General features: G+C 45.3%; 20 protein-coding genes. 11 read left to right on the top strand and 9 right to left on the bottom strand.

Annotated features, from left to right (window positions below):
• Positions 1-10 precede the first annotated feature (10 nt).
• From F3I09_RS03675 to F3I09_RS03660, 4 genes are all read left to right on the top strand, one after another.
• Positions 11-1,051, top strand: a complete 1,041-nt coding sequence (locus F3I09_RS03675) for an exo-alpha-sialidase (protein ID WP_149693675.1) — start codon at positions 11-13, stop codon at positions 1,049-1,051.
• 28 nt (positions 1,052-1,079) lie between these two features.
• On the top strand, positions 1,080-1,583 hold the full coding sequence (locus F3I09_RS03670) for a DinB family protein (RefSeq protein WP_149693674.1): 504 nt from the start codon (positions 1,080-1,082) through the stop codon (positions 1,581-1,583).
• A gap of 885 nt (positions 1,584-2,468) precedes the next feature.
• Positions 2,469-5,441, top strand: coding sequence for a SusC/RagA family TonB-linked outer membrane protein (locus tag F3I09_RS03665; RefSeq protein ID WP_223233120.1), 2,973 nt, complete (start codon positions 2,469-2,471; stop codon positions 5,439-5,441).
• A 19-nt stretch (positions 5,442-5,460) separates the two neighbouring features.
• Positions 5,461-7,095 (top strand): RagB/SusD family nutrient uptake outer membrane protein, encoded by a 1,635-nt coding sequence (locus F3I09_RS03660; RefSeq protein WP_149693673.1) that lies wholly within the window; start codon positions 5,461-5,463, stop codon positions 7,093-7,095.
• A gap of 95 nt (positions 7,096-7,190) precedes the next feature.
• Here F3I09_RS03660 and dinB read toward each other — a convergent pair whose 3' ends face one another.
• A complete protein-coding gene (gene dinB / locus F3I09_RS03655) occupies positions 7,191-8,306 on the bottom strand; it encodes a DNA polymerase IV (RefSeq protein ID WP_149693672.1) in 1,116 nt (371 codons plus the stop codon).
• Positions 8,307-8,474: 168 nt separating this feature from the next.
• Positions 8,475-8,999, bottom strand: a complete 525-nt coding sequence (locus F3I09_RS03650; protein WP_149693671.1) for a DinB family protein — start codon at positions 8,997-8,999, stop codon at positions 8,475-8,477.
• A 362-nt stretch (positions 9,000-9,361) separates the two neighbouring features.
• Between F3I09_RS03650 and F3I09_RS03645 the strand changes: the two genes are divergently transcribed.
• Both F3I09_RS03645 and F3I09_RS03640 read left to right on the top strand, forming a co-directional pair.
• The gene (locus F3I09_RS03645; protein WP_149693670.1) at positions 9,362-10,288 is read left to right on the top strand and encodes an endonuclease/exonuclease/phosphatase family protein; all 927 of its coding nucleotides are present in this window, start codon (positions 9,362-9,364) and stop codon (positions 10,286-10,288) included.
• Positions 10,289-10,568: 280 nt separating this feature from the next.
• Positions 10,569-10,937, top strand: coding sequence for a hypothetical protein (locus F3I09_RS03640; protein WP_149693669.1), 369 nt, complete (start codon positions 10,569-10,571; stop codon positions 10,935-10,937).
• A gap of 37 nt (positions 10,938-10,974) precedes the next feature.
• On the opposite strand, the gene F3I09_RS03635 is transcribed toward F3I09_RS03640, so the two are convergent.
• The 4 genes from F3I09_RS03635 to F3I09_RS03620 form a co-directional block, all read right to left on the bottom strand.
• The gene (locus F3I09_RS03635) at positions 10,975-12,072 is read right to left on the bottom strand and encodes a tetratricopeptide repeat protein (RefSeq protein WP_188133668.1); all 1,098 of its coding nucleotides are present in this window, start codon (positions 12,070-12,072) and stop codon (positions 10,975-10,977) included.
• Between the two features lie 105 nt (positions 12,073-12,177).
• Positions 12,178-12,816, bottom strand: a complete 639-nt coding sequence (locus F3I09_RS03630; RefSeq protein WP_149693667.1) for a YiiX family permuted papain-like enzyme — start codon at positions 12,814-12,816, stop codon at positions 12,178-12,180.
• A gap of 252 nt (positions 12,817-13,068) precedes the next feature.
• On the bottom strand, positions 13,069-13,542 hold the full coding sequence (locus tag F3I09_RS03625) for an OsmC family protein (RefSeq protein ID WP_149693666.1): 474 nt from the start codon (positions 13,540-13,542) through the stop codon (positions 13,069-13,071).
• 10 nt (positions 13,543-13,552) lie between these two features.
• Positions 13,553-13,987 carry a MarR family winged helix-turn-helix transcriptional regulator gene (locus F3I09_RS03620; protein WP_149693665.1) on the bottom strand — a complete coding sequence of 145 codons (435 nt, stop codon included), beginning with the start codon at positions 13,985-13,987 and terminating at the stop codon, positions 13,553-13,555.
• A gap of 124 nt (positions 13,988-14,111) precedes the next feature.
• On the opposite strand from F3I09_RS03620, the gene F3I09_RS03615 reads away from it, so the two are divergent.
• On the top strand, positions 14,112-15,356 hold the full coding sequence (locus F3I09_RS03615; RefSeq protein WP_149693664.1) for an MFS transporter: 1,245 nt from the start codon (positions 14,112-14,114) through the stop codon (positions 15,354-15,356).
• A 130-nt stretch (positions 15,357-15,486) separates the two neighbouring features.
• Here F3I09_RS03615 and F3I09_RS03610 read toward each other — a convergent pair whose 3' ends face one another.
• Positions 15,487-15,999 carry a hypothetical protein gene (locus F3I09_RS03610; RefSeq protein WP_149693663.1) on the bottom strand — a complete coding sequence of 171 codons (513 nt, stop codon included), beginning with the start codon at positions 15,997-15,999 and terminating at the stop codon, positions 15,487-15,489.
• 1,428 nt (positions 16,000-17,427) lie between these two features.
• Entirely contained in the window at positions 17,428-18,954 is a 1,527-nt protein-coding gene (locus tag F3I09_RS03605) for a TROVE domain-containing protein (RefSeq protein ID WP_149693662.1), read from the bottom strand.
• A 291-nt stretch (positions 18,955-19,245) separates the two neighbouring features.
• On the opposite strand from F3I09_RS03605, the gene F3I09_RS03600 reads away from it, so the two are divergent.
• Positions 19,246-20,130 carry a pirin family protein gene (locus F3I09_RS03600; protein ID WP_149693661.1) on the top strand — a complete coding sequence of 295 codons (885 nt, stop codon included), beginning with the start codon at positions 19,246-19,248 and terminating at the stop codon, positions 20,128-20,130.
• Between the two features lie 108 nt (positions 20,131-20,238).
• Positions 20,239-20,772, top strand: coding sequence for a carboxymuconolactone decarboxylase family protein (locus F3I09_RS03595; RefSeq protein ID WP_149693660.1), 534 nt, complete (start codon positions 20,239-20,241; stop codon positions 20,770-20,772).
• Between the two features lie 311 nt (positions 20,773-21,083).
• Here the strand turns inward: F3I09_RS03595 and F3I09_RS03590 are convergent, their stop codons facing one another.
• Positions 21,084-21,959: a lipase family protein gene (locus F3I09_RS03590; RefSeq protein ID WP_149693659.1), complete on the bottom strand. Its 876-nt coding sequence runs from the start codon at positions 21,957-21,959 to the stop codon at positions 21,084-21,086.
• A gap of 201 nt (positions 21,960-22,160) precedes the next feature.
• Between F3I09_RS03590 and F3I09_RS03585 the strand changes: the two genes are divergently transcribed.
• Together F3I09_RS03585 and F3I09_RS03580 are read left to right on the top strand one after the other, a co-directional pair.
• Positions 22,161-22,982, top strand: coding sequence for an AraC family transcriptional regulator (locus F3I09_RS03585; protein WP_149693658.1), 822 nt, complete (start codon positions 22,161-22,163; stop codon positions 22,980-22,982).
• A 101-nt stretch (positions 22,983-23,083) separates the two neighbouring features.
• Positions 23,084-24,484 (top strand): TolC family protein, encoded by a 1,401-nt coding sequence (locus F3I09_RS03580; RefSeq protein ID WP_149693657.1) that lies wholly within the window; start codon positions 23,084-23,086, stop codon positions 24,482-24,484.
• Positions 24,485-24,487: the final 3 nt, after the last annotated feature.

The following is a 24,487-nucleotide window of genomic DNA, read 5'->3' as shown; positions in this document are numbered from 1 at the left end:
GCAGCGTACAATGAAAAGATATCTTCTCACAGCCGGGCTGGTCATCGCCTTATTATTGCGGGCATCAGCGCAGCAGAAAGCGGTACTGGTAACGGACGAATTTATCATGCAGCACCCGCCCGTACCGGCGGCCCATGCGTCCACCATTACGGAACTGCCGGGAGGGGAACTCCTGGCAGCCTGGTTTGGAGGCAGCAGGGAAAGCGCACCTGATGTTTGTATTTATACTTCCCGTTTTCAGAAGGGGACGTGGTCTGCACCGGTTATTGTCGCCACCGGCATTGTGAATGATTCCACCCGGTATGCCGCCTGGAACCCGGTATTGCTCACCACCCACGCCGGCAGGATACTTTTGTTCTATAAAGTAGGGCCTAATCCCCGTGAATGGTGGGGGCTCATGCAATCCAGCACTGACAACGGCCATACCTGGTCTCCCGCTGAACGGTTGCCGGACGATATCCTGGGACCGATCAAAAATAAACCGGTGCAACTGGCAGATGGCAGTATTCTTCATCCTTCCAGTACAGAAAGTCTGGACGAGAAACAATGGCTTATACATATGGAGGTTTCAGACAGTACAGGGCATAATTGGAAGCGTATAGCGATAGATTGCGATACATTTGGGGTAATACAGCCCTCGATACTGTTCCATGCCGGAAATCGCCTGCAAATGGTATGCAGGAGCCGTCAGAATGTGATTGTCCAGACCTGGTCGGATGATAATGGGCAGACCTGGTCGCCCCTGACCAGGCAGCGTATCAAGAACCCCAATTCCGGTATTGATGCTGTGACCACGCGGAAGGGCCTTCAGGTGCTGGTATATAATCCAGCCATAGCCGGTAAAGACTGGTGGCTGGGAAGAAATGAACTGCGGGTGGCGGTATCAAAAGATGGGGAACACTGGAACGATGTGTATGAACTGGTGAAACAGCCCAAAGGGGAGTTTAGCTACCCGGCTGTTATCCAGACTAAAGACGGACTGTTACATATTACTTATACGTACAATCGTGAGAATATTAAACATGTGGTGTTGAAGCTGGGAAAGAAATGAGTATTGATCTTTTAAACCTGATATCATCATGAAACAACCCGAAGTATGGATGCGTGGACCGGTAGAAGGAATTCCCGCCTTGCTGCAACCTGTGGCACACACACTGTTACAGGCGCAGGAAGAGATACATGCGCTGATGGAAAATTTTCCTGAGACCTTACTATGGCAGCAACCTGCAGGAGTGGCATCAGTAGGATTTCATCTGCAGCATATCACCGGAGTGCTGGATAGGTTGTTCACGTATGCAGCAGGACAGCCATTGTCGGTTGCACAGCTGGGCTATCTGGCAGAAGAAGGTAAGCAGGCAGCGGTTGTGACAATCAGCGGCCTGTTGAATGCACTGGATGTACAGATAGCAGCAGCTATTACCACTTTAAAAGTTACAGATGAAAATAGTCTGACTGATTTCCGCGGAGTAGGCAGAAAGCAATTGCCCTCTACAGTAATGGGGCTGTTATTTCATGCAGCGGAACATACCATGCGGCACACTGGCCAGTTGTTAGTAACTGCAAAAACACTTGTTAATCCATAATTACTTTTTATTGTTTGTTGTCTGATTAATGTTCACAAAAACTGATATAAAGTTTAATGGCCACTGACTGCTTTTTATCGTTCTGGCCATCAGGTAGCATACTCTCAAAACTGATAGGAAGTTTAAAGGTCTGTAATTGGTTTTTATTGTTTGTTACTTCATAAGATACTGCCAAAAACTGATGGAAGCTTTCATCTGTCGGCCAATAATTATTGAGCTTAACTACTAAAAAATAAAGCACCTGGTCACAAGATAAAATTGTTGACAGATCTATGTTTGCTCACTGGCATGATTCTTATAATGCATTAATTGTTAATGAACATTAAACATTGTTAACGTAAATCAAAACCCCCTGTTTCCATTTCACTTTGTTAAAAAGTTCTCTATTTTTACCTCAGATTGCTAAATCGATTTTACTTAATCTGTATGTAGCTATCCAGGGAATTATTCTGACGTAATCAGGAATTTAAACGTAATGAAAAAGGGGACAGATACGCTAAATGCGGGCGTTGTTTGTCCAGAGCTGACGTTATAGAACTATTGAACTTATTAATTCATTTACAAAAGCCTTTTTACTTACTAAAACCAGAATCGCCAGGAACGAAAACAGGCGCAACCTCCTGCTTTCGTTTTGGGATCTCTATTTACACCTTCGCTGCAGTGCAGCGAGCGTAACAAGACTTTATTGCCGTAACATTTAAACCTCGCTGCAGATGCAGAGAGCGTAACAGGACTTTATTGTCGTAACATTTGAACCTCCACTGCAGATGCAGGGAGTGTAACGGAAACTTATTGTCATAACATTTAAACCTCCGCTGCAAAGGGCAGGGAGCGTAACAGGATGTTATTGTCGCAACAGTTAGCCTAATACCAAAATTTAAGTATATGAAGAGAGGATTCTCATTTCTTTCTCGGGTATCTCTACACAGCCTATGGATGCTACTCCTGTCGCTGGTTGCATTTTCCCAATCCCGAATTATCACCGGTAAAGTCACAGAGACTCCGGGAAATACTCCCTTACCTGGTGTTACAGTACAGGTCAAAGGTTCCACTAAGGGAACACAAACAGGTCCCGACGGAAGTTATAAGCTGGAAGCGCCACAAGGTGCTACTACATTGATTTTTACATTTGTTGGTTACAAAAGAGAGGAACTGCCTATCACTGCTTCCGGAACAACGAATGTTAGTTTATCTGCAGATGTTACTGCACTAAAAGATGTAGTGGTAGTAGGATATGGCACGCAGAAAAAATCAGAAGTAACTTCCGCTGTTACTTCCATTACTGCTGAAGATTTCAGACAGAGTGGTGCACGTAATGCGCTCGACCTGGTACAGGGTAAAGTAGCTGGTCTGCAGATCTCCCGTCTGGGTGGTACCAACCCTAATACCGGCGTGGCTATTCAGTTACGTGGCGTTACATCTTTAACAGGTTCTCTGTCGCCGTTAGTCGTAATTGATGGTATTCCAAATGGTAACCTTGATCTGTTGCAACAGGATGATATCGAATCTATCTCTGTACTGAAAGATGGCTCTGCTGCTGCGATATATGGTACACAGGCAAATGGTGGTGTAATCCTGGTAACCACTAAACGAGGTAGAAAAGGTCCTGCCCGCGTAGATTACAATACTTATTTCCGTAAGGAATATGTACAACGCAGGCCTGATTTTCTAACTGCTGATGAATTTGCTGCTAAAATTGCAAGTGGTGAAATTGTTGCAGAAGATAAAGGACACAGAACCGATTTCGTAGATCTGCTGGTAGACCATGCAAATCTTTCCCAATATCACAACCTGGCAGTGTCTGGTGGTAATGAAAATTCCACTTACCGCGCAAGTATGTACTACCAGAATCTGGAAGGTATACTGAAAGAGAATGCACGTCGTCAGTATGGTGGCCGTCTGAGTATTGTCTCAAAGGGACTGAATGACCGTTTGACTACTCAGATCAACTTAGCCACTAACTTTAATAAAGCTAACCGTTTGACAGATGGTGGTAACCTGGCGGGATATTATGCATTCCAGCCTACTTATTCTCCATATAATGCAGATGGTTCCTGGTACTTCGAAACAACCAGCACCAATGAACTGGCCCGTCTGTATCAGCAAACCAACATGCGTCAGCAACAGACTACTTCCGGTGATGCTAAAGTAACACTGGACCTCATCAAAGGTCTAAAAGCGTCGCTGTTTGGTTCCCTGCAACGTGATAGCTGGACTGACGGTGCATACGCTGATCTTGCTTCAGAACTGTCTAAAGAAAGCTATCAGGGGTCCGGGTATGCTTCCCAGAACAATGAGATGTCTAATAAATATGCCTTGGAACCAACTATAGAATATAACATCAGCCTCAATAACAAGCATAACATTACCGCAATTGGTGGTTACAGCTATCGTTATGAAGTAAATCAGGGTTTCAATGCTAATAACTACGGTTTTGTGAATGATAGGTTCGAGGAAAATAACCTGAATGCTGGTAACCAGTTGAAACTTGGTAAAGCGGGCATGGGTAGCTACAAAAATGATAATACCCTTGTAGCATTCTTCGGAAGAGTAAACTATGCATTCGGCACAAAATACATGTTGTCCGCAATTCTGCGTCGTGAAGGTTCTTCCCGCTTTGGTGCCAATAACAAATGGGGTAACTTCCCGGCAATCTCCGCTGGTTGGAATATGAAAGAAGAGTCTTTCATGAGTGATGTAACATTCATCGATCAGTTGAAATTAAGGGCTGGTTATGGTGTGACAGGTAACTCTGGTATTAATAACTATAGCTCTCTGGTGACAATGGGAACCGGTGGTAACTATATCAACCCGGATGGTGTATGGCGCCAGACATATGGTCCTAACAAGAACCCTAATCCTGATCTTAAATGGGAGAAAAAGGCTGAGTTGAACGTGGGTGTGGATTATGGTTTCCTCAGAGGTCGTTTAACTGGTTCGGTTGATGTCTTTACCCGTAAGACTTCAGACGTGCTTGAATCATTTACAGCTCAGTTGCCTCCCTTTGTAACAGATAACGTTTATGCAAACGTAGGTACGCTAAAATCAAATGGGTTTGAGATTACCATCAATTCCATAAATGTTGACATGAAAGATTTCCGCTGGAGTACCGATGTGGCTTTCAGCACTGCCACAACGAAGCTTGAGAAATTTTCCAGCAGTCTATACAAAGCCACTTTCAAAGAGTATGCTGGCATCGGTGGATTTGGAGCATTGGGTTACGCTATCCGCACCTATGAAGGTGGTAAGCTTGGCAACTTCTATGGCAAACGTTTCGCTGGTTTAACACAAGATGGCCTGTGGCAGTTCTACAAAAAAGATGGGACAAAAGCATCTGCTGATCAGCTAAACAGTGAAACAGATTTCGCTGTGATCGGAAACGCTATTCCTAAGTATTACCTGTCAGTGACCAATAGCTTTAAATATAAAAACTGGGACTTCCGTGTGTTCATGCGTGGCCGCATGGGATATCAGGTGCTGAACACTATGGAGATGTTCTATGGTACTAAAAAACAGCTGCCCAACAACGTATTGCACTCAGCATTTACCAAACATGCTGCACTGAAAGATGGTTATCAGTATTCCAGCTACTATATCGAGAATGGCGGTTATATGAAACTGGATGAGGTAACACTGGGCTACAATGTTCCTTTCAAAGGCAACAAGTACATCCACAACATGAGAATCTACTTCACCGGCGGTAACCTGGCTACTATTACAGGATATTCCGGTAATGATCCTGACTTCATTAAAGACACCGGCCTGAACCCAGGTATCGATGCTTTGAACAACAGTGATAACCGTACTCCTTACATGAGCACAAGATCATTCATGTTTGGTCTTAATGTAGGCTTCTAAAAAATTAAAAGATTAGGGAATGAAACAATTTAGAAAAATAGCTACATATGTAGCGCTGGCCTTACTGCCTGTTTTAGCAAACAGCTGTACAGATCTGTCGGAAAATTTATACGATCAGATCGCGACAGATGAATTCTATAATAATAAGAATGAAGTAATATCTGCCGTATTGAGACCATACACGCATGCCAATGCATGGATCACACCCTCGGGGCAGAATGGTTGGTGGAGATTAAGTGAACTGTCAGCTGACCAGCTGGCCTGGCCTCAGAAAGGACGTCATGGTTATGATGGTGGTAACTGGATCCGCCTGCACTATCATACCTGGACTGTTGATGATGGTCCAATAAGAGATTGTTGGAGGTTAGTGTGGGTGGGAACTGGTTTTTGTACCACCGCAATTGAAAATCTAGAGAAGCGTGATGCAAGTGCTATGGGACTAACACAGACAGAAAAGGACGGATATACTTCCGAACTGAGATTATTGCGTGCTTTCCATTATCTCCGCATCATGGACCTCTGGGGTAATGTACCTATCATCACTAAAGTAGGTGAGCCAACCAGCCCTGCTACTGCTACTCGGAAGGAAGTATTCGAATTTGTTGAAAAGGAGATCAAAGATAACATAGATAAAGCGCCTCATTTGTCTAAAGCGTTATTGGGCCGTATGTCTAAAGAGGGTGCTTATGCGATGCTGGTGGAACTGTACCTGAATGCAGAAAAATGGTCAGGTACCGCGCGTTGGGATGATTGTATTGCTGCAGCCGATAATCTGATTCATGGTGGAGCCGGTGGGGTAAATGGTGGACTGGCACTTGATACGAACCTGATTGATACCTATGCTCCCGATAACAGCAATATCGCCAAAGAGAACATTTTTTCGATTGCCTACGATTTTCAGATCTCTGACTTCACTCCATCATGGACCGGTGATTTCTATCACTTCGTACAGGGTAAGATCAATGGAAACGATCGTAATGGTAATGATGGCGTAGTGGTTATTCCTGGTGTATACACCACATTTGATGCTGCAGATAAACGCAAAAAGGAATGGATACTGGAAGGTCCGCAATGGGAATATGACAGTGCGGACACAATACCTGTTATCACTACCGGTAACGAATACGATGGCGAGCAACTGGTATTTGTAGACAACATCCAGAGAAATAAAGCAAATAGCACTGTCTCCAATATGACAGAGGGTGAAGAAAACAGTGGTGTACGTTTTAATAAATACAAACTGGGCTCAATGAAAGATCCTCACTACAGAAGTACTGATTGGGCAGTATATCGCTTATCATGGGTATACTATGCGAAAGCAGAGGCGTTGATGCGCAAGAATGGCGGGGTAGCTACTCAGGAAGCTGTAGACCTGATAAATGTTGTTCGGCAGCGTGCTTTTGATAAGAAAGTATGGGACGCACACAAATATACCACCACTACACTGACCATGGACGAACTGCTGGCAGAAATTGGCCGTGAATTCATCTTCGAGGGGTATCGCCGTCAGGTGTTGATCCGTTGGGACAAATTCACTACTGCTACCTGGTGGGATCACAAGGCGACAGAAGGCTTCAGAACATTATTCGCGATACCTCAGAACCAGCGCGCTAACAATGTAAACCTGGCACAGAATCCTGGTTATCCAAACTAAACGTACTTAAGCTCGCATTGATCTCAATGCGGTTCCATAAACGATAGCGAATGCCGTCTTGTCCTGAGGGGTGAGGCGGCATTCGTGATTTATGCTTATTCCTCATCAAACAAGGACAACTGCGCCGGGTTCCCCGAACGCCCCGTTACCGGGATCACCTCTCCGAAATTGGACAAAGAGATGCCCAGCAGTCTGACTGGTTTATCTTCCGGTTCTGTGGATAACAACAGCTGTTTAGCTGTTTCCAGTATTTTATCAAAGTCTCCCACGGGAAATGGGAATGACTGGTTGCGGGTGATCTGGCGGAAATCGCTGTATTTTATCTTGAGGGTAATGGTGCGGCCCTTCAGACCATATCGTTTTAGCCGTTCATAGACCGTTATAGCGATCTTTTCCAGTTCTGCATACATCTCCTCCGTTTTGGTAAGATCGAAGGGAAAGGTGTCTTCTGCGCCCAGGGATTTGGTCTCCCGGTGAGGTTGTACCTCGCGGTCGTCTATGCCGCGCACGATGCGGTAGTAAAACGCGCCGGGTTTACCAAAATGCTGTTTCAGATCGTTTTCTGACAGCCGCTTCAGATCCGCCCCGGTATGTAGCCCCATTCTTTTCATCTTGTCCGCCGTGACCCTGCCTACGCCATGGAACTTCTCTACGGGTAGTTTTTCCATGAATGTCTCAATAGAGGAAGGACCGATAAAGGTAAGTCCGTCCGGTTTGTTCAGGTCAGAAGCTATCTTGGCTACGAATTTATTTACGGATACACCTGCTGAAGCTGTGAGTTGCAGTTCTTCTCTGATCGCCAGCTTGATCAGTTTCGCAATTTCTATGGCAGAGCCAATCTGTTGTTTGTCTTCCGTTACATCGAGATAGGCTTCATCGAGGGAGAGGGGTTCTATAATATCGGTATGACGGCTGAAGATCTCACGTATCTTACGGGAGACTTCCTTGTATACATCAAATCTTGGCCTGACGAAAATAATATCCGGACATAACTGCAAGGCTCTTTTGGAAGGCATAGCGGAACGGACACCGAACTTCCTTGCTTCATAACTGGCGGTAGCCACTACACCGCCACGGCCTTCGGGAGAGCCTCCCACGGCAATTGCCTTACCCCGGTAATCAGGATTGTCCCGTTGCTCAACGGATGCATAAAATGCATCCATATCTATATGAATGATCTTCCGTTGTTTTCTATGTGTTTCCTCTTCCATGATAGCCGCAACAGTACAAAGATCGCCAAAGAAATATTAAAGTGGTACAAGCCGGTTGTAACAAACACACATAGCTCCTCGTGGAGCTATGTGAATCAGGAACTGAGGCGAATGGCGGCTGCTCTCAGTTCCTGATTGATAATTGTTGATTTCCGTTGTAACGTTCGTTTATAAGGCCGGAGTATCCACTACTGCTACTGTAAACTGTTCATCTGCGCTTGGACCATAACTGCCTGGAATTGGAATATCCAGCAGGCGCAGGAATACACCTAATTGTGCTCTGTGGTGCACGATCTGGCAGTATGCCATACGGATCACTTCTCCTTTTAGCGACACATCATAAATATCATCACCGTTCCTTAATGTCCATTTTTCGTCGAACTGGGAGAGGTTAGCTTTTTCAAGATGAGCCTTACCATCTGCCAGTGATTCTTCGAAATAGGCCAGCAGTTCATCCACATTGTTGATAACCTTTGGAGTGTATGGGTTGGCTGCGAAATCCAGCTCTTCTGTGGTCAGTACCATGCTTACCCAGGTAGGCAGCTCTGCAATATGGGTGGCCAACCTGATAATAGACATACTTTTGGGATGGGGCTGCCAGTTGAACTTATCATTGGGGATGATGGAAAGCATCTTACGGGTTGTCTGTGCTTCCTGTTCCATTTCTTTAAGGAGAGATTGAATGAGTTCCATGATTGTGTGTTTTTGTTGTTTCTGAAACAAAGTAACCACCGCCTTGTGACAACCCTATGTCAGTAGGAATGTCAGGAATGCGATTTTTTTCATCCACTATATTTTCTGGTATTTCTTCCTCAAAGATCTTTCCGTAAATGCCTGCTCCTGACCAGTAATGGAAAAATCATTGCAGCTCAGCCTGTATTTTATTATACTTACAGCGGGTATACAAATATGAGCTCCATGAGGCTGATGTTCTTCAGTGATATTGTTACCCAATCCCATATACAGACCTGCAGTTTAGACGAAATTGGGGCGGAAATCCTGGTTGGGAATGGTTAGTGAAATTTTAATGCTTATTATAAAAAATCGAGATGCAGATGAAAAGAAGGATGCTCCTCATAGCAGTTTTTACCGTGCTTTCCTATGCCGTGATGGCACAAACGATCACGGTGGCGACTTACAACATGCGTAATGACAACAACAAGGAAGATGCCGCCGAAGGTAATGGCTGGAAGCAGCGTTTGCCTGTAGTTGCTTCCATGATACGTTTTCACGGCTTTGATATCTTTGGTACCCAGGAATGTATGCACCACCAGCTGGAAAATCTTAAAGACAGCCTTCCGGGATACGCTTATGTGGGAATAGGCAGGGATGATGGCAAGCAGGCAGGAGAACACTCCGCGATCTTTTATAATACAAGGAAATTCAAACTGCTGGAAAATGGCGACTTCTGGATGTCTGAAGTGACTGACAGGCCCAATAAAGGTTGGGATGCCGTATTGCCAAGGATCTGTTCCTGGGGTAAATTCAAAGAAATAAAGACAGGGTTAACCTTTTATCTCTTCAACCTGCACATGGATCATGTGGGCGTAAAGGCCCGTGCAGAAAGCGCCAAACTGGTGATGGACAAGGTGAAAAAGATGGCTGGTAATATTCCTACTATCCTGACCGGCGACTTTAACGTAGATCAGCATAGTGAATCGTATACGCTCATCAATACTTCCGGACTGCTGAAAGACGCCTATGAAACAACCGCTATCCGTTACGCAGAGAATGGTACTTTCAACGCATTTGATCCCAATGGAAAGACTGATAGCAGAATAGATCATATCTTCCTGACCAAACAATTCCGTGTGGAAAAGTATGGTATCCTGACGGATACTTACCGTGGCCCTGTGGTATCAGATGAAGGTGAAGAAAAAGTGAATGCAGCTAATTTCCCGAAAGAAGTGTCTATCAACAAATATGTGGCCCGTGAGCCTTCCGATCACTTCCCGGTGATGGTTGTTGTTTCTCTGAAATAGGTCGGCAAACTTTATAATGTCAAATGCTCCTGATTGCTTGTGTGTCAGGGGCATTTGTTTTAAATACCCAATATTTTTCCATCAATATGGAGTGGTATTACTCATTTTTGTTTCTGTGAGTATATTTTATAATGTATACTGATTAACAGTCACTTGACCGGAGAGCGGTATATAACCTTGTTGAAACACACAATAAATCAGTGCTTTATTAGAATCTGCATCACATATATTGTGTATGTTGATAATGTATTATACACATTTTAAGCTCTCATAACCATTTATGATACACTTACCTGAAAACACTGTCTTTACCGCAATCTTCGGTGTACTACTTTCCCTGATTGTTTACCTGATTACCAGGCAGTACTTCGCCAGGCATGGTAAATCTGACTATCAGAAAAAGATAGAAATTGCCAACAATGAAATGCTGTATTCTATCAGACCTTTACTGGTGGAAAAGAAAGTCCCCTCTAAAGAAATCCTGGTAGCAGTGCGCTATTCAACGGCCAAAAAGTACGGAGTGGAACAAAATGACCTTTACGATGAATTTTCCCTGACCAGCGACTTAATTAATGAAACGATTGCCAATTCATTTTTGACTTCAGATGAAAAACTGGAGTTCTGTAATTTGCTGCAGTCTATTAAATAAATGCAATCTTCTTTTTGCCGGTAAAAGCCTTCTGAGCCTAGTTCTTGGAAGGCTTTTTACTTGTAGTCTTTCCGGTGCTTTTAGCAGCGGTTGACTTGGATGTTGTCGATTTCGAAGTTGTTGATTTATCAGCTGTTGTTTTGGCCTTCGCGGTTGTTTTCGCAGCGGATGGTTTGGTAGCGCTTGCTTTTTCCGTAGATGCCTTTGCGGTAGCAGCTTTAGGCATAGTTGCTTTAGGAACCGGCTTCTTGGCGTTTATGCGCTTGATTTCGTTGCTGGCCAGGTCTTTAGCTTCCTGATCGCCATATTTCTGCGCCTGTTCATAGTATTTGATCGCGTTTTCATCATCTCCTTTCTTTGAATAGATATTCGCGATATTGTTCAATACGATGAAATCTTTAGGAGCGATAGCATTAGCCTTCAGTAAAGTTTTCAGTGCATTGTCCAGGTCTTCCTTCAGTGTATAGGCCAGACCGAGGTCAGAGAGGCTTTCTACATGTTTGGGATAGTATTTCAATACCGTTTCAGAGATCAGCTTCATATTGTCAGCCTGGCTCTTACCCACATTATAGATCTGTGCCACATATTCCTGTACAGCGTTCAGCATGAACTGTTCCGGTTTGTCCAGGGTTTTGTTGTCGGCCCATTTCCATTTATTATCAATGGTATGACCATAGTTGATGGCGCTTACCAGCTCTTTGGTCAGGTAGGTATAATTATAGTTCTCTCCCAGCATGTAGATCTTGCCAAAGCGCATATCCAGTCTGTTGGGAAACTTGGAGATACCGGTATTGATATATTTGAAGCCTTTGTTCAGCGGTTCTTTTTTATAACCTACCTCGCTGGTATATCCGGCAGGGTCACCGTTTTTGCCGGCTTTCAACGCATTAGAGCCATTGGCGGTGTGATTGATGGTCACCACCTCAGTTTTACTCTTTGTTACGTAGTAGTTAAAATAGGCGATGTATAACTCGGCATCATTGGGCTTGGCCTTCTCCCATTTCACTAAAAGGGTACGTTGTTTGGCAGTGTCTCCACTGACGCACAATTTCTCAAAATCCTGTTTGTAGTTTTGTCCGGCAGCCGAGAGAGAGAGTACTGCGGATAGCAATAGGGATGTAGAAATTCTTTTCATATTCATAGGATTGGAATAAACGGAACTACGCCGCTGATATAAAAAATCGAACCTTGTTCTCACTGGTTAAACCAGACCTGTACTGCAAAGTTACTGAAGATAATATTATTTTTTGCCATATTTCGACATAACGGTTACAAATAAACTACTCTCATAAATACTCTGTGGAGAGATAACGATTTCATTTTCAGGAAGTTTGTCGCCATAACGTTCCCGGATAATCTGTTTTACCGGCTCGCTACTCAGGTCAAAGTCCTTGATTCTCTGTAGTTTACCCACTTCTATGCCTGCTGCCCTTTTATAGATCTTCCATACCAGCTCTGAACAGTATATCTGGTTGTCCGACCATTCAAAATAACCATCATAGGATTTCCCCAGCATTTTCCTGCCTTCCGCATCCATCTTTTGCAATACGGCAGGCGTCAGGATGTTGTCTGCATTTTTCAGGCGTCTCACCACATATTTCTTTCCATCTCCGTGAGAGATCCACTCGTCCAGCGGCGTTATTTTCACGGGTTGTACAGCCTCCAGCACATAGTCCTTATCGCCTTTCTTCCATATCATACCGCAGTGGCTGAACACGGAGTGGGTAGCCAGCCTCACGGCATGGCACTGGGGAGACATAGACGTCTGGAAGATGACGTCTCCGGAGCGTAGCCGGGGGCTATCATCTTTGAAGGCGGATAGCACTATCGCCAATCCAAAAACGAAAATTACCAGTAAGGCAGTAAGTACCCTTTTCATACAATGGTTAGTTTAGTATAAGCGCTGGGCGTTATAACATATATAAAATTAGATAATTTTATCCCTAAGCCAATGTTAAAATACGTGTGCGGTAGGAGGGTAATAGTCCGTTTCGGCCATTTCTATCCCGGTTTTCATGCTTTTTTCTCCCTTTTTGCGCAAAAATTGACTTTTTTCACCTGAAAGGTGAAAGCACGTAATGAGTTCCAATACTTAGTACTCCTGACCTTCGGGGATGATATTCACATCCTGTTATGCCTGCACCTTACAAAGGGGCTGATGATGTACAGGAAATTTTACAGAATTGGCAATAAAGCATAGCTCATTCGCCTTGTGATGTAGCTCATTGGCCTTTTCGATGTGGGCGGCATCGGTGATGGTGACCTCAGGATGCAGGGTAACTTCTGAAAAATAGCCACCTCCGTCTGCGGTTTCCGTCATAGTGCCGGTGGCATTGTCTACATAATCTACCACCACGATGCCGGCGGCAGAGCAAAGATGCAGGTACCAGAGCATATGGCAGGAGGATAGGGACGCTACCAGCATTTCCTCCGGGTTATAGCGGGTTTTGTCACCTCTGAAGGAAGGATCTGAGGAGCCGGGAATTTCGGGTTTACCAGTTGCCTGTAGAACGTGGCTGCGCTCATAGGCCTGATAGCTGGCGGTGCCATTGCCGGTATTGCCCGTCCAGCGGGTTGTCATTGCATAGTGATGTGTACCTTTCATATATAAATGGTTATCCGTTGTATTCTGCTAATCTTTGGAGGAGGGGGAGGAAGGCCTCTATCAGCGAAAGCTCTTCCGCCGAAAATAGCTTTTCCATTGCTTTTACCAGCCATTCTTCTTTGATACGCCTGTTTTCATACAGGTGCTGGATGCCTTTTTCTGTCAGAGACACGACAGATTTCCGCTTGTCGGTTTCGTCCATGACCCTGTTCACACAACCCACTTCCTCCAGCCGGTTGAGTATCTGGGAAATGGCCTGTGCTGAGATCCGTTCCATTTCTGCCAGTTCAGAAGGCAGTAGCCTGCCATGCTGGTCAAGCAGTCCCATCGTTAATAACTCTGCATTGGAGAAATCGGATGAGATATTTTGTTTGCGCAGCTGCCTTACCAGGCGGGTGACCGTACTACGTAAGGAGGCTGCTACTTCATAAGTTTTAGTAGGCATATAATAAAATCAATTTACAAAGTTACTTTACATTTCCTTAACAGCGAATACTTACTTTGCTTCCACTCATTTGCCTAAAAAATACTACTTTTGTAAAGTAGCTTTATTAATTTACTTTATTAAGATGTCAGTATTTCGTTCACTTAAACACCATAACTTCAGACTACACTTCACAGGGCAAGCCATATCACTCGTCGGCACCTGGATGCAGCGGGTAGCCATCAGCTGGTTGGTATACCGCCTTACAGGTTCCGCTCTTTTACTGGGGCTGGTCACTTTCCTCAGTCTGATACCCTCACTTGTGCTGGCTCCTTTTGCCGGCAGTTTTATAGACAGGCATAATAAATTCAAGGTGGTGATGGTCACCCAGATCGCCCTGATGTTACAGGCAGGCGCCCTGGCGACCATGGTCTGGTTGAATTATTACAGTATTGCCTGGATCTCTGCATTGAGCCTGATGCAGGGGCTGATCAACTCATTTGATACCACTGCGCGTCAGGCATTGATGGTAGACCTGGTAGATGATAAGGAGGACCTGCCCAACGCCATTGCCCTGAACTCTTCCGCCTTTAACGCGGCCCGGCTGGTAGGACCTGCCCTGGCGGGTATCATACTCAGCTCCCTGGGAGAAGATGTCTGTTTCCTGATCAATTTCCTAAGCTTTATAGCGGTGATCTGCTGTTTGCTGATGATGAAACTGAAACTGATCCCTGCCTCCCGTTCAGAAGTGAATATCTGGGGCGACCTGCGTAAGGGATATGAATATCTGAAGGAATCTCCCGACCTGTCTTCCCTGATATTACTGCTGGCGGCTTCCAGCTTGCTGGTTATTCCATATACTACCTTATTACCTGTTTTTGCCAAGGATGTTTTCCACGGCGATGCAACGACCTTTAGCTGGTTTGAGAGCGCAGCGGGATTGGGTGCTTTATTTGGAGCGGTATTTATGGCCACATTAAAGCCGGCTCACGACCTGATACGCCTTACCATTCTTTCCAGCACTGTATTTGCGGTAGCCCTGCTCGGGCTGGCCGTCTCTTCCTCCATGTTCCTGGCCCTGGTAGCTACAGCTGCTACCGGCGCCGGATTGATGATCCAGAACTCTGCCATCAATACTTACCTGCAAACACATGCTTCTTCAGAAATGAGGGCGAGAACGCTGAGTTATTATATCATGTCTTACCAGGGCATGTTGCCGATCGGTAGTTTACTGATAGGATACCTGGCGCATTTCTTTGGTGTGGGAGTAGTAGTGTTCGTGGAAGGAATGCTGGGAATACTGATCGTCCTGGTATTTATGTTACATCAGAGAGGCATCACTCATTGGTTGAGATGGTTACATGTGATGCGTGTAAGACATTTGCGCTGATAAACGCAGATACTGACAAAGCTACATACAACGCGGCCTCACTTCTACCAGTGCATCGCAGCAGATTTCCTGCCACTTGCATTGATAGAAGTGAGGCCGTTTTTACGCTCCGGTCCTGAGACGGGGTGTTCTAATTGAGGAGTAGGTAATTAAACCCGTCCAGGGTGGTCTGAACATCGCTGTTTGAGAGCTTTGTGGTTTTCAGCCGGATCGCAGTAAAGTTATTTCCACCGCAGTTAGGGATGGAGAATGGTTTCATGAAGGAGATACCTGTGTCAAAGCTGACGGAACAGGTGCCATAATATGCATCTCCCCAGAGACTGAATTGAATATCTACCTTGTAAGTAAGATCGCTTGGGGGAAGTGGTTGGTTGAATAAAACAAATTCCTCATGCAGGTCTCTTTCATCTCCAAATACAATGACCAGGTCGTTGGGAAGTGATGATTGCGGATCAACGCCATAGATCTGTCCAAATGCTGACAAGTGAACAATTCCGTCTGATTTTTTTAATTCTCTGTTGTCAAGTGTGGCAACTGTGGTGATAAACCCTCCAGACGACACCTGGCCGCTTCTTGACAAATACCCTGGGGTGCCAAGATTAAGAACAGTGCTGAATGGTTGGTCGATCTTCGATTTTAACATAGTATATAAAAATTGATTTATTGAATGATTTCCGATAAGCAACCTACACCGTGGCCAATGAGGACAGGAAGGACTCCCGGCCGCATTGACCACCATCTTAAAGCATAGATGACTGTAATTGCAGTAGTGCAGGATTGGGGTTCAAACTAATGGTTAAATGGTCTGGGGTATAATCATGAGTTTTTGGGGTTTGTTTTAACAAACAATGACAGGTTTTTCTGTATCATCGTTTGATAAATCAAAGATAGTTACGCGTTACGCACTGGTCTTGCGTAGTGAAAAATGTGGATATGAAATACCGGATAATAGAGAAAAAAAGTGAGAATATGGGGTAATGACAGGCGCATTTTTTCGCCCGGAGGCCAGGCATAGCCGTGGCATAATGACAACGACAATTACTGTTTAAATAAGCATATTAGAAATAAAACAGAGCTGACCAAAATGTATTGGTCAGCTCTGTTTTATTTTGATATAGATTGAGCTTGAAGTTATTATTGTTCATAGAACGTTAACAACCTCCATCTTACCGCTAAAATTAAAGAGACACCAGGTCAAGATTGTACTGTGTTGGATTACCATAAATGGCCAGGATTGCATTCTGCAACCATCTCAGCCATCCGCCTTGCGGCGGAGAGGGAATCGAACCCCCGTATGCAGATTCGAACGAAGTAACGCTTTCCTACGACACCTGTTCAGGAAGGTGTTAAAAAATAAACAGGGTAACAAACCGGAAGCGGCTTACACTATTGCTCTACCAACTGAGCTACCTGCCTTGCGGCAGAGAGGGACTCGAACCCCCGACACATAGTTTAACTCGAAGTAACGCTTTCCTACGACACCTGTTAAGAAGATATTAAAAAGAACAAGGTAACAACCGGAAGCGACTGTTTTCCTTAATACGAAGTAACGCTTTCCTTACGACACTTGTTCATGACGATAAATAAAACGGGGTAACAACCTGGAAGCGGCTTTCAGTCGTTCTTCCAACTAAACTATTCGCTTGCAGCGAAGAGGGACTCGAACCCCCGTCTACTTTTTGGATCGAAGGAACGCTTTCCAAACGACACCCGTTTTACAAGAAGTTTAAAACAAAGAACAGAATGGGGTGACTGGCGGAAGTGAAAGACGGTCCCGTAACTGCATCGGCAGCACTGAACTATCAAACGGCATTTGGAGTGGCGAAGTAACACTTTCCTGACGACACCCATTCTGAAGAATGTAAAAGAAAGCAGGGTAATAAACGGTAAACATATGATTCTAACCCGGTGCGCTAACCAACTGCGCTACCTGTCTTGCGACAGAGAGGGACTTGAACCCCCGACCCCCGGAACCCTTACGAAGTAATGCTTACTCAACGACACCTGCTTTTTCTTTAAACATCCCTCCCTTTCAGAGGGATGTTTTTATGAGGTAACAAAAAATGAACTGCTATAAAGCAAGGCCGGCAATCTCTGTGATAGCATCGCTACCCTTTTCAATGGCATCCATTATCTCGAATACTTTTTCACTCCATCCCGCTATCAGGAATACATCATTCTGACGTACATCCAGCGGTACAGCGTTATATCCTGCCAGGTCAAAGAGGTACAGCTTCGCATCAGGAGCTATCTTTTTATACTCCATCCACTTTGCTGACATTCTGTTGCCCGTGGCTGTATTGTTGGTATTGCTATCCCACAGCTGTCCGTCTGTGAAGAGCATGATCTTTTCCACTACACCTTTTCTTTTGATAAGGTTGTCCAGCACCAGGTAACCATTCGTCGCATAACCCACTTCTCCTTCCCGGCGATAGAACTCGTCTACATTAGCAAGGATGTTATCTGGCGACATACTCACTCTTTTCCAGGTATCACCAAACATACCGGCAGTAACATACTCACATTTATGCTGTAACAGCATTCCAAGCAACAGTCCTATATCATAGAGCATGACCTTACTCTTTGGAGAGATCGGCTTCTGCATAGAACCAGATACGTCGCAAGCTATCACCACACGGGTCTTCGCATCGAACCCTTTCAGGTGTTGTACAGATATCTGCAGCGCCTTTTCCAGTGCACGCTTAATGCTGACGATCATACCATGATCGATGTCCTTCAGCTCACGATAGGCAGACAGGAAACGGAAAGGTAATTGTTTTGATTTCAGTACCGCCTCTTTGTCAGACAATTTAGCACACACTTTTTGCAGGTGTGCTGTGCTCACATCATAATCCAGCATATTACGCAGGTTACGTAAGGTGGCCATATAACCCAGCTGACCGCTGTCGATCAGATCTTCCCATACTTTCCTGAAAGCTTTTGCTTTCTTGTTTTCTGAGTCGTACCCTACCTGTCCTGCTGCAGACAGTTCTGTCTCCCAGGTATAAGGTGTTTGCAGTTCGTCATTGACTATTTTATTGAATAGCACTTGCTGCGATTCATCTTTCGCTTTCGGGTGTACGACAAACAGTGCATCTTTCAATGTCACCGCTGCTTTACGGTTATATTTAGCAAACTGGTATTCATCAAATTTATTGAAGGCAATACCCAGTCCTTTCTGTAACTGCTTGCTCAGGTTATTCAGTTGTTTTACTTCCTTTCTGTTGTTAGCCAGCGCATAATATGCCAGCAATTCTGTGATCTCATCCGCACGCTGTACAACACGGCCCGCCATACGGCTTACCAGGTTGTCACCTTTATGTGTCCGCGCCAGTTCTACTGCCAGTACTAATGGTACAGAACGCAGGTACATCTTTTCACGGGTATACACAGCCAGTCTGGCTACAAACGCCGGATCGTTCTTAGCAATCAGGGAGCGGAGACGTTCCAGCTTGTCTGTGGTTTTCTCATAAAACTGGTCCTGCAGAGAAGCTGTAACTACGGCACTGTACAGTTCCATTTCCGGCGTCAGCGTGTAGGCCTTTGCTCCTTCGTGGTTGGTAACCGGTGTCTTAGTTTTGATAAAATTGAATCTCATGACCGTTTTTGTTTGTTTGATGATACAAAGTTGAAACGCACATGCGCACTCTTTTTGCGCAGGATAAAATTTCTTTTAAGAATCTTTGAAAACTTATCTTGTCACGGTTGATAAATGTCAATCCTATTTTTCGGCAAATGTCATTCAGGATGGATAAGTATATGGTTATCTTTGTTTAAACAGCCCAGACCCACAGAATCGAATTGTGAAAACTATCCGTTGGCAGCCCCTTGGTAGCCAGCCCTTTTGTCGGGTATATTGAGTCCTGAGTGAAGCTAAAAAGTAACGTAAATGGAAAAAGCATTGTTGGCTACCCTGGAAGGTAGAAATGCAAAAGTGGGCGCGCTGTTGATCAATCACCTGGTCCCTAACCGGTATGTTCACGCAATAGGCCCTTTTGTATTGATAGATCAGATTTGCCCCGCCAGTAGTGTGCCCGGTGATAAGCCCTCAGAAGCCGGAAAACATGCTCATCCCCACAGGGGAGTAGCTACCTTCAGTTACATCCTGGATGGGGAAATGGAGTATGCAGACAGCTATGGCAACCGTGCCACCGCCAAAGCGGGTGGTGCCCACTGGCTGATGTCCGGCAAAGGCATCATGCATGAAGAAATACCCCGCAATACACTCCAGGGGCACTCCTTACATGCCATTCAGTGGTGGATCAACGTACCAGCCGCCATCAAAGGAGAGACGCCTGTATATATGTTCCTGGATCAATCAGACTTCCCCAACATTATGCTGCCGGATGATGCCGGAACAGCGAAAGTCCTGATCGGGCATATAGGCAATGATAGCTCTCCGGTTCCGGTATATAATAATCACTTTATCTGCCACCTGCGCCTGACCCCCGGAGCTAAATACACAATGCCTGTGGAAAAACGGTATGAATATGCTGTATTTGTGCCTGCCGGCGAAGCTGTAGTAAATGGGCAGAAACAGGGATCTTCCCGCCTTTCCGTATTTGATTTCGGGGGAGATGAGATCGCTTTTCGTAATGAAGAAACCCACATAGCTGACATCCTGCTGTTTGGAGGAGCCTCCCAGAACGAGCCTTTCATTGCAGTAGGTCCTTTTGTAATGAATAACAGAGGAGAAATAGCCGACGCCTACAGGGACTTTTTTGATGGGAAATATGGTTCCATCACCTACCAGAATACCCCCCGGCCATTTTAGGGAAAAAAATACAATTCTTTGGGAAGTATAGCCATTTTTCAGGGGCTCGGTTTGTCGCAATTTTACATCGTCAATAACGACGAATAAAACTGATCAAACCTTATAAAAATGAAAACATTTAACGTTCCAGCAAGAGAAGAAGTAAGTCCCGCTAACCAGGTGTTGTTCGACAATCTGAAAAAAGGTATCGGTAAAGTTCCGAATCTCTACGCTACAATGGCACACTCTGAGAACGCATTGGGTGCTTACCTCGCATTACAGAGCAGTAAAACCTCTCTGAAAGCAAAAGAAAAAGAAGTGGTGAATCTGGTGGTAAGTCAGGTGAATGCATGTGACTACTGTCTGGCTGCGCATACATATATCGCTAAACTGAATGGTTTTACAGACGAGCAGATCATAGAGATCCGCAAAGGTGGCGCCTCTTTCGATCCTAAACTGGATGCACTGGCCCGTCTCGTAAAAAGTGCTGTTGAAAACAGAAGTAAACCTGATGCTGCAGCGGTAGACCAGTTCTTCGCTGTTGGTTATACCAATGAAAACCTGGTGGATACTGTAGTACTGATCGGCGACAAAATGATCACTAACTACCTGCACGGTATTACACATGTACCGGTTGATTTCCCGGCTGCTCCGGCGCTTTAATATTCTTGTCCCGGAGTTGCACCTCGGGCTACAAACACGTAGCTCCTACGGAGCTAATCACATAGGACAGTGGCTATCCGCATCATCTTCATAGAGGATGCGGTCATCCCTGGATAATACGCGGGTTTTAATTCGCTGCATTAGACCCCTTTTAGGGGTCTTTGTATTTGTAGCCCGGGGTGCACCCCCGGGGACGGAATGGTTCCAATCCGGATAATACACGGGATTGTTTTATTGACCCCTATAAAAAAGATAGGCCCCCTCGTATAAACGAAGCGGCTTTCCTTCCTGATTAACATAACCATAGTGTACTAATATCGTCTACGAAAACTCAATTTTTTTATCATTACATCATCGTCTATATCAGAGATAAGGCAATTACTGTTTATCACCGAAGGACTGGCTCCTAACAGGTACATATATGTATTGAGCGAATGCGTGCAATCGGGTAACCAGTTGAGCGCAGGATCTCCCAGTGAATCCAGCGGAATACCGCTGTGCACATGGTCGTAACCAAAGGCATCCAGGATGGTGGGTACGAGATCCGGCAGATTGTAATAACGCTCGCTGGTTGTGATCAGGGCATTATAAAAGGAAACAAAGGCCGGATCGCCCACACAGGGAGAACCATAGGTATAGGAGCGGCAGGGGTGCAGGGTATAAGCATCCCCCGCCGCAAATAATGTAGCCATTGCCCCCCCAAGACCATGACCTGTACAGACCATCGGTTGTACATCATCATCCGACTGCATGTCGGTATAGCGAATGCTGTATCTGATATATTTCAGCAATCCTTTGGGCTTAAACTGCCCCGGATCGGAAAAGGTCATATGATTGTATATATCCAGGAAGCCGGACACAACATTCCCGCTATTATTCCCAAATGGTCCGGGTGAGGGCAGGATATCCAGCGTATCTACCCAGTCCAGGTAGTTGTTTGTACCTTTCAGCGCCAATACATATGTCACTGACGTATCCGGCGAGAAATTGCTTTTTGCCAGAAATCCGCAATATGTTAATCCTCCTTTTCCCTTACCAGGATCCTTCATATGAATATTATACACCAGTGTATAGCCCGCCGGAAAAACCGGATACTCTTCCTGTAATGGGCTCTGCTCACTGACCTGGTAAGCGGCATGAATGAAATAAGCATATTTCAATGCTGCCGTCTGCATAGACTTTACCATAGCCTCTCTTTTTAAACGGTAATTATATTGTGAAGGTAACCGCTGCACGCTGCCCGGCGGAGGGAAATGGCATAAGATGGGTTTTTGAGGGTATAAGTGGTATGATGGGGGGAATGGAAGTAAGTACAGGTTGGCAGAATTCCTTTAGATTTGTTCTGTAACTATGACCTTGGATGCAAATCTTTATTAAAAGGCCTCGGAGTGAAACAGCATATTCCGGTAAAAAATAAGATCAGTCAGGAGAAGCACATAAAGGCAGCTGTTTTCAGGAATGATATCCGGAAAACGGAGCCGCATAAGCACAAGCAATATTTTGAGATCATTTACCTTGCCCAGGGTAGCGGCGCCCACTGGATCGATGACGTGTGTTATGAAATAAGCCCTCCCATATTGTTCTTTATTAAAGAAGATCAGGTGCATAACTGGGACCTGCGGGACGTCCCCGATGGGTATGTGGTTATCCTGAAGAAAGAATTTGTAGAGAAAAGCCTTGATCCCCAGCTGGGGATGTTACTGGCAAAAATAGGGAATATCCCTTGTTTAAGGATAGAAGATACAACTACCATCAGCCAGCTGTTTGAGCTGCTGGTGAAAGAAGGACAATCTGAAACCGAGCATACCTTCCGCATTATGGAGGGCCTGCTGAAGGTCCTGCTGACTAAAATACAGGAAGTGGCGGGTCTGGAACTGGTCAGGCCTTCCAGAAGAGGAGATCTTTATCAGTCATTCCTGGAATTACTGAGTACTGGTATTCCTGTCAGAAATACCGTAAATTACTATGCAGCGCTGCTGAATACCACCCCGCAGCATCTGAACATTGCCTGCCGTAATACCACCGGTACGGGGGCAGCCGAGGTCCTGGCCGGCTTTATTATAAAAGAGGCCAGGCGCTTACTGTTGTACACAGATAAAACGGTATCTGAAATTTCCTTTCTGTTAAATTTCAATGATCCGTCTCATTTCGTGAAGTATTTCAAACGTTTAGCAGGATCTACTCCGCAGGCCTTCCGTTCAATGAAGTAGATACCAAACTATCGTCAAAAAATACCATACATCGGTAAGCCCGTTCTCTAATTTTATGCGTTGTTAATTATTTCCCACCGGCGTAAATCGTATTGCGGTTCATGATGAAAAGTCTCTTTTGTTCTTATTACCGGTTCATAACGTTAACTGTTAGTCTGTGGGCCATCACTGTGTTGCAGCATGCCATGGGGCAGCAGCAGGTTATTTCGGTGAGGGAGGTCTTATCACTTGTTCAGTCGCAGCAACCACAACTGGCTGGCTATAAGGAACAGGCCAACGCAGCCGGTTTTAATGTGAAGATCGCTAAGAACACTATAATGCCCGAAGTGACTGCCGGTTATCAGGCAGGCTATGCCACCTACAATAACATCACCGGAATGAGTTATCCCGGATTGATATTACCCATCAGTGGCCCTCCTTCCTCCGGCAATGTCTACGATCCTGTTCCGGGAACAGCTTTAGGAGCGATGGTAAAGTGGAATCCACTGACATTCGGCCAGCGACAGGCGGCTGTTGAAAAGGCGGCGGCTGAATATAAGCTGGCGAATAGTTTTTATAATGATGCCCTGTTCCGCCAACAATACATGGCCATTGCCACCTATCTGAATGCTGTGTATCTGCAACAGTTGATGGAAAGCTATAAGGTCAATATTGCCCGTACCCGCACCGGGTTGGAGCAATCACTGGTATACGCCGCGGAGGGATTACGTCCCGGTATTGATACTATCCAGTTTCAGGCGGCTCTTGCGCAGGCGGAAACTGAACTGCTAAACACACAGCGTCAGTATTATATGGAGCTGACGGAGCTGTCCCGTATTGCTGCCATCTCCGGTTCTCCCGACAATATCAGGTTATCAGATACGTTGCTGGCAACGCAGTTGCCCGCGGTAAAAACGGATACCGTGAAAATAACGGATCATCCCTTGTTCCGTTACTACGAGGCAAAGAAAGCCGTGAGTGAGGCTTCCTTAAGAGAAATACAACGCTTATGGCGTCCCCGGCTCGATATATGGGCCAATGCTTATGCCAGAGGTTCCGGTGTAGGTGCAGATGGAACGGTCGACAAGGCAAACGGCTGGAGCCTTACCCGCAAGAATTATGGCGCCGGTATACAGGTGAGTTTTCCGATACTGCAGTTTACACTGGTAAGCCTGCAAAAGAAACAGTACCAGGCAATGGTAAAAGTGGCAACAGCAGAAATAGGACAGGTAACATTGAACCTGCAGAAACAACAGGAGATCGCTCAGTTTAGCTATCGTCAGAGCCTTCTGATAGCCCATCAGAGTACTGTACAGTCCCAGGCGGCGAGGTATGCCTATGATGGCCTTACACTTAGTTATCAGAGCGGGCTGATAGATTTTACAAGATTGATACAGGGGCAATATGACCTCTTAAAAGCAGAAACAAACGAGGCAGGGGCATTATTGCAGGTATGGCGTGCCTTGCTGGAAATCTCCATCGCCAATGGCAACCTGGATGAATTTACCGGCAGCATAAAATGAAGA

The organism is Chitinophaga sp. CF418, assembly GCF_900142925.1.
In the GTDB taxonomy this organism is placed as follows: Bacteria; Bacteroidota; Bacteroidia; order Chitinophagales; family Chitinophagaceae; genus Chitinophaga.
This window is presented reverse-complemented; position numbering and strand designations above follow the sequence as displayed.

What these genes read in the sequence shown, in the direction of transcription:
- F3I09_RS03595 (WP_149693660.1), top strand. Translation starts at nt 20,239, where the DNA reads ATGAAAACATTTAACGTTCCAGCAAGAGAAGAAGTAAGTCCCGCTAAC.
- F3I09_RS03645 (WP_149693670.1), top strand. Translation starts at nt 9,362, where the DNA reads ATGAAAAGAAGGATGCTCCTCATAGCAGTTTTTACCGTGCTTTCCTAT.
- F3I09_RS03610 (WP_149693663.1), bottom strand. Translation starts at nt 15,999, where the DNA reads ATGTTAAAATCGAAGATCGACCAACCATTCAGCACTGTTCTTAATCTT.
- F3I09_RS03650 (WP_149693671.1), bottom strand. Translation starts at nt 8,999, where the DNA reads ATGGAACTCATTCAATCTCTCCTTAAAGAAATGGAACAGGAAGCACAG.
- F3I09_RS03600 (WP_149693661.1), top strand. Translation starts at nt 19,246, where the DNA reads ATGGAAAAAGCATTGTTGGCTACCCTGGAAGGTAGAAATGCAAAAGTG.
- F3I09_RS03590 (WP_149693659.1), bottom strand. Translation starts at nt 21,959, where the DNA reads ATGGTAAAGTCTATGCAGACGGCAGCATTGAAATATGCTTATTTCATT.
- F3I09_RS03630 (WP_149693667.1), bottom strand. Translation starts at nt 12,816, where the DNA reads ATGAAAAGGGTACTTACTGCCTTACTGGTAATTTTCGTTTTTGGATTG.
- F3I09_RS03675 (WP_149693675.1), top strand. Translation starts at nt 11, where the DNA reads ATGAAAAGATATCTTCTCACAGCCGGGCTGGTCATCGCCTTATTATTG.
- F3I09_RS03625 (WP_149693666.1), bottom strand. Translation starts at nt 13,542, where the DNA reads ATGAAAGGTACACATCACTATGCAATGACAACCCGCTGGACGGGCAAT.
- F3I09_RS03635 (WP_188133668.1), bottom strand. Translation starts at nt 12,072, where the DNA reads ATGAAAAGAATTTCTACATCCCTATTGCTATCCGCAGTACTCTCTCTC.
- dinB (WP_149693672.1), bottom strand. Translation starts at nt 8,306, where the DNA reads ATGGAAGAGGAAACACATAGAAAACAACGGAAGATCATTCATATAGAT.
- F3I09_RS03615 (WP_149693664.1), top strand. Translation starts at nt 14,112, where the DNA reads ATGTCAGTATTTCGTTCACTTAAACACCATAACTTCAGACTACACTTC.
- F3I09_RS03620 (WP_149693665.1), bottom strand. Translation starts at nt 13,987, where the DNA reads ATGCCTACTAAAACTTATGAAGTAGCAGCCTCCTTACGTAGTACGGTC.
- F3I09_RS03605 (WP_149693662.1), bottom strand. Translation starts at nt 18,954, where the DNA reads ATGAGATTCAATTTTATCAAAACTAAGACACCGGTTACCAACCACGAA.
- F3I09_RS03640 (WP_149693669.1), top strand. Translation starts at nt 10,569, where the DNA reads ATGATACACTTACCTGAAAACACTGTCTTTACCGCAATCTTCGGTGTA.
- F3I09_RS03665 (WP_223233120.1), top strand. Translation starts at nt 2,469, where the DNA reads ATGAAGAGAGGATTCTCATTTCTTTCTCGGGTATCTCTACACAGCCTA.
- F3I09_RS03660 (WP_149693673.1), top strand. Translation starts at nt 5,461, where the DNA reads ATGAAACAATTTAGAAAAATAGCTACATATGTAGCGCTGGCCTTACTG.
- F3I09_RS03580 (WP_149693657.1), top strand. Translation starts at nt 23,084, where the DNA reads ATGATGAAAAGTCTCTTTTGTTCTTATTACCGGTTCATAACGTTAACT.
- F3I09_RS03670 (WP_149693674.1), top strand. Translation starts at nt 1,080, where the DNA reads ATGAAACAACCCGAAGTATGGATGCGTGGACCGGTAGAAGGAATTCCC.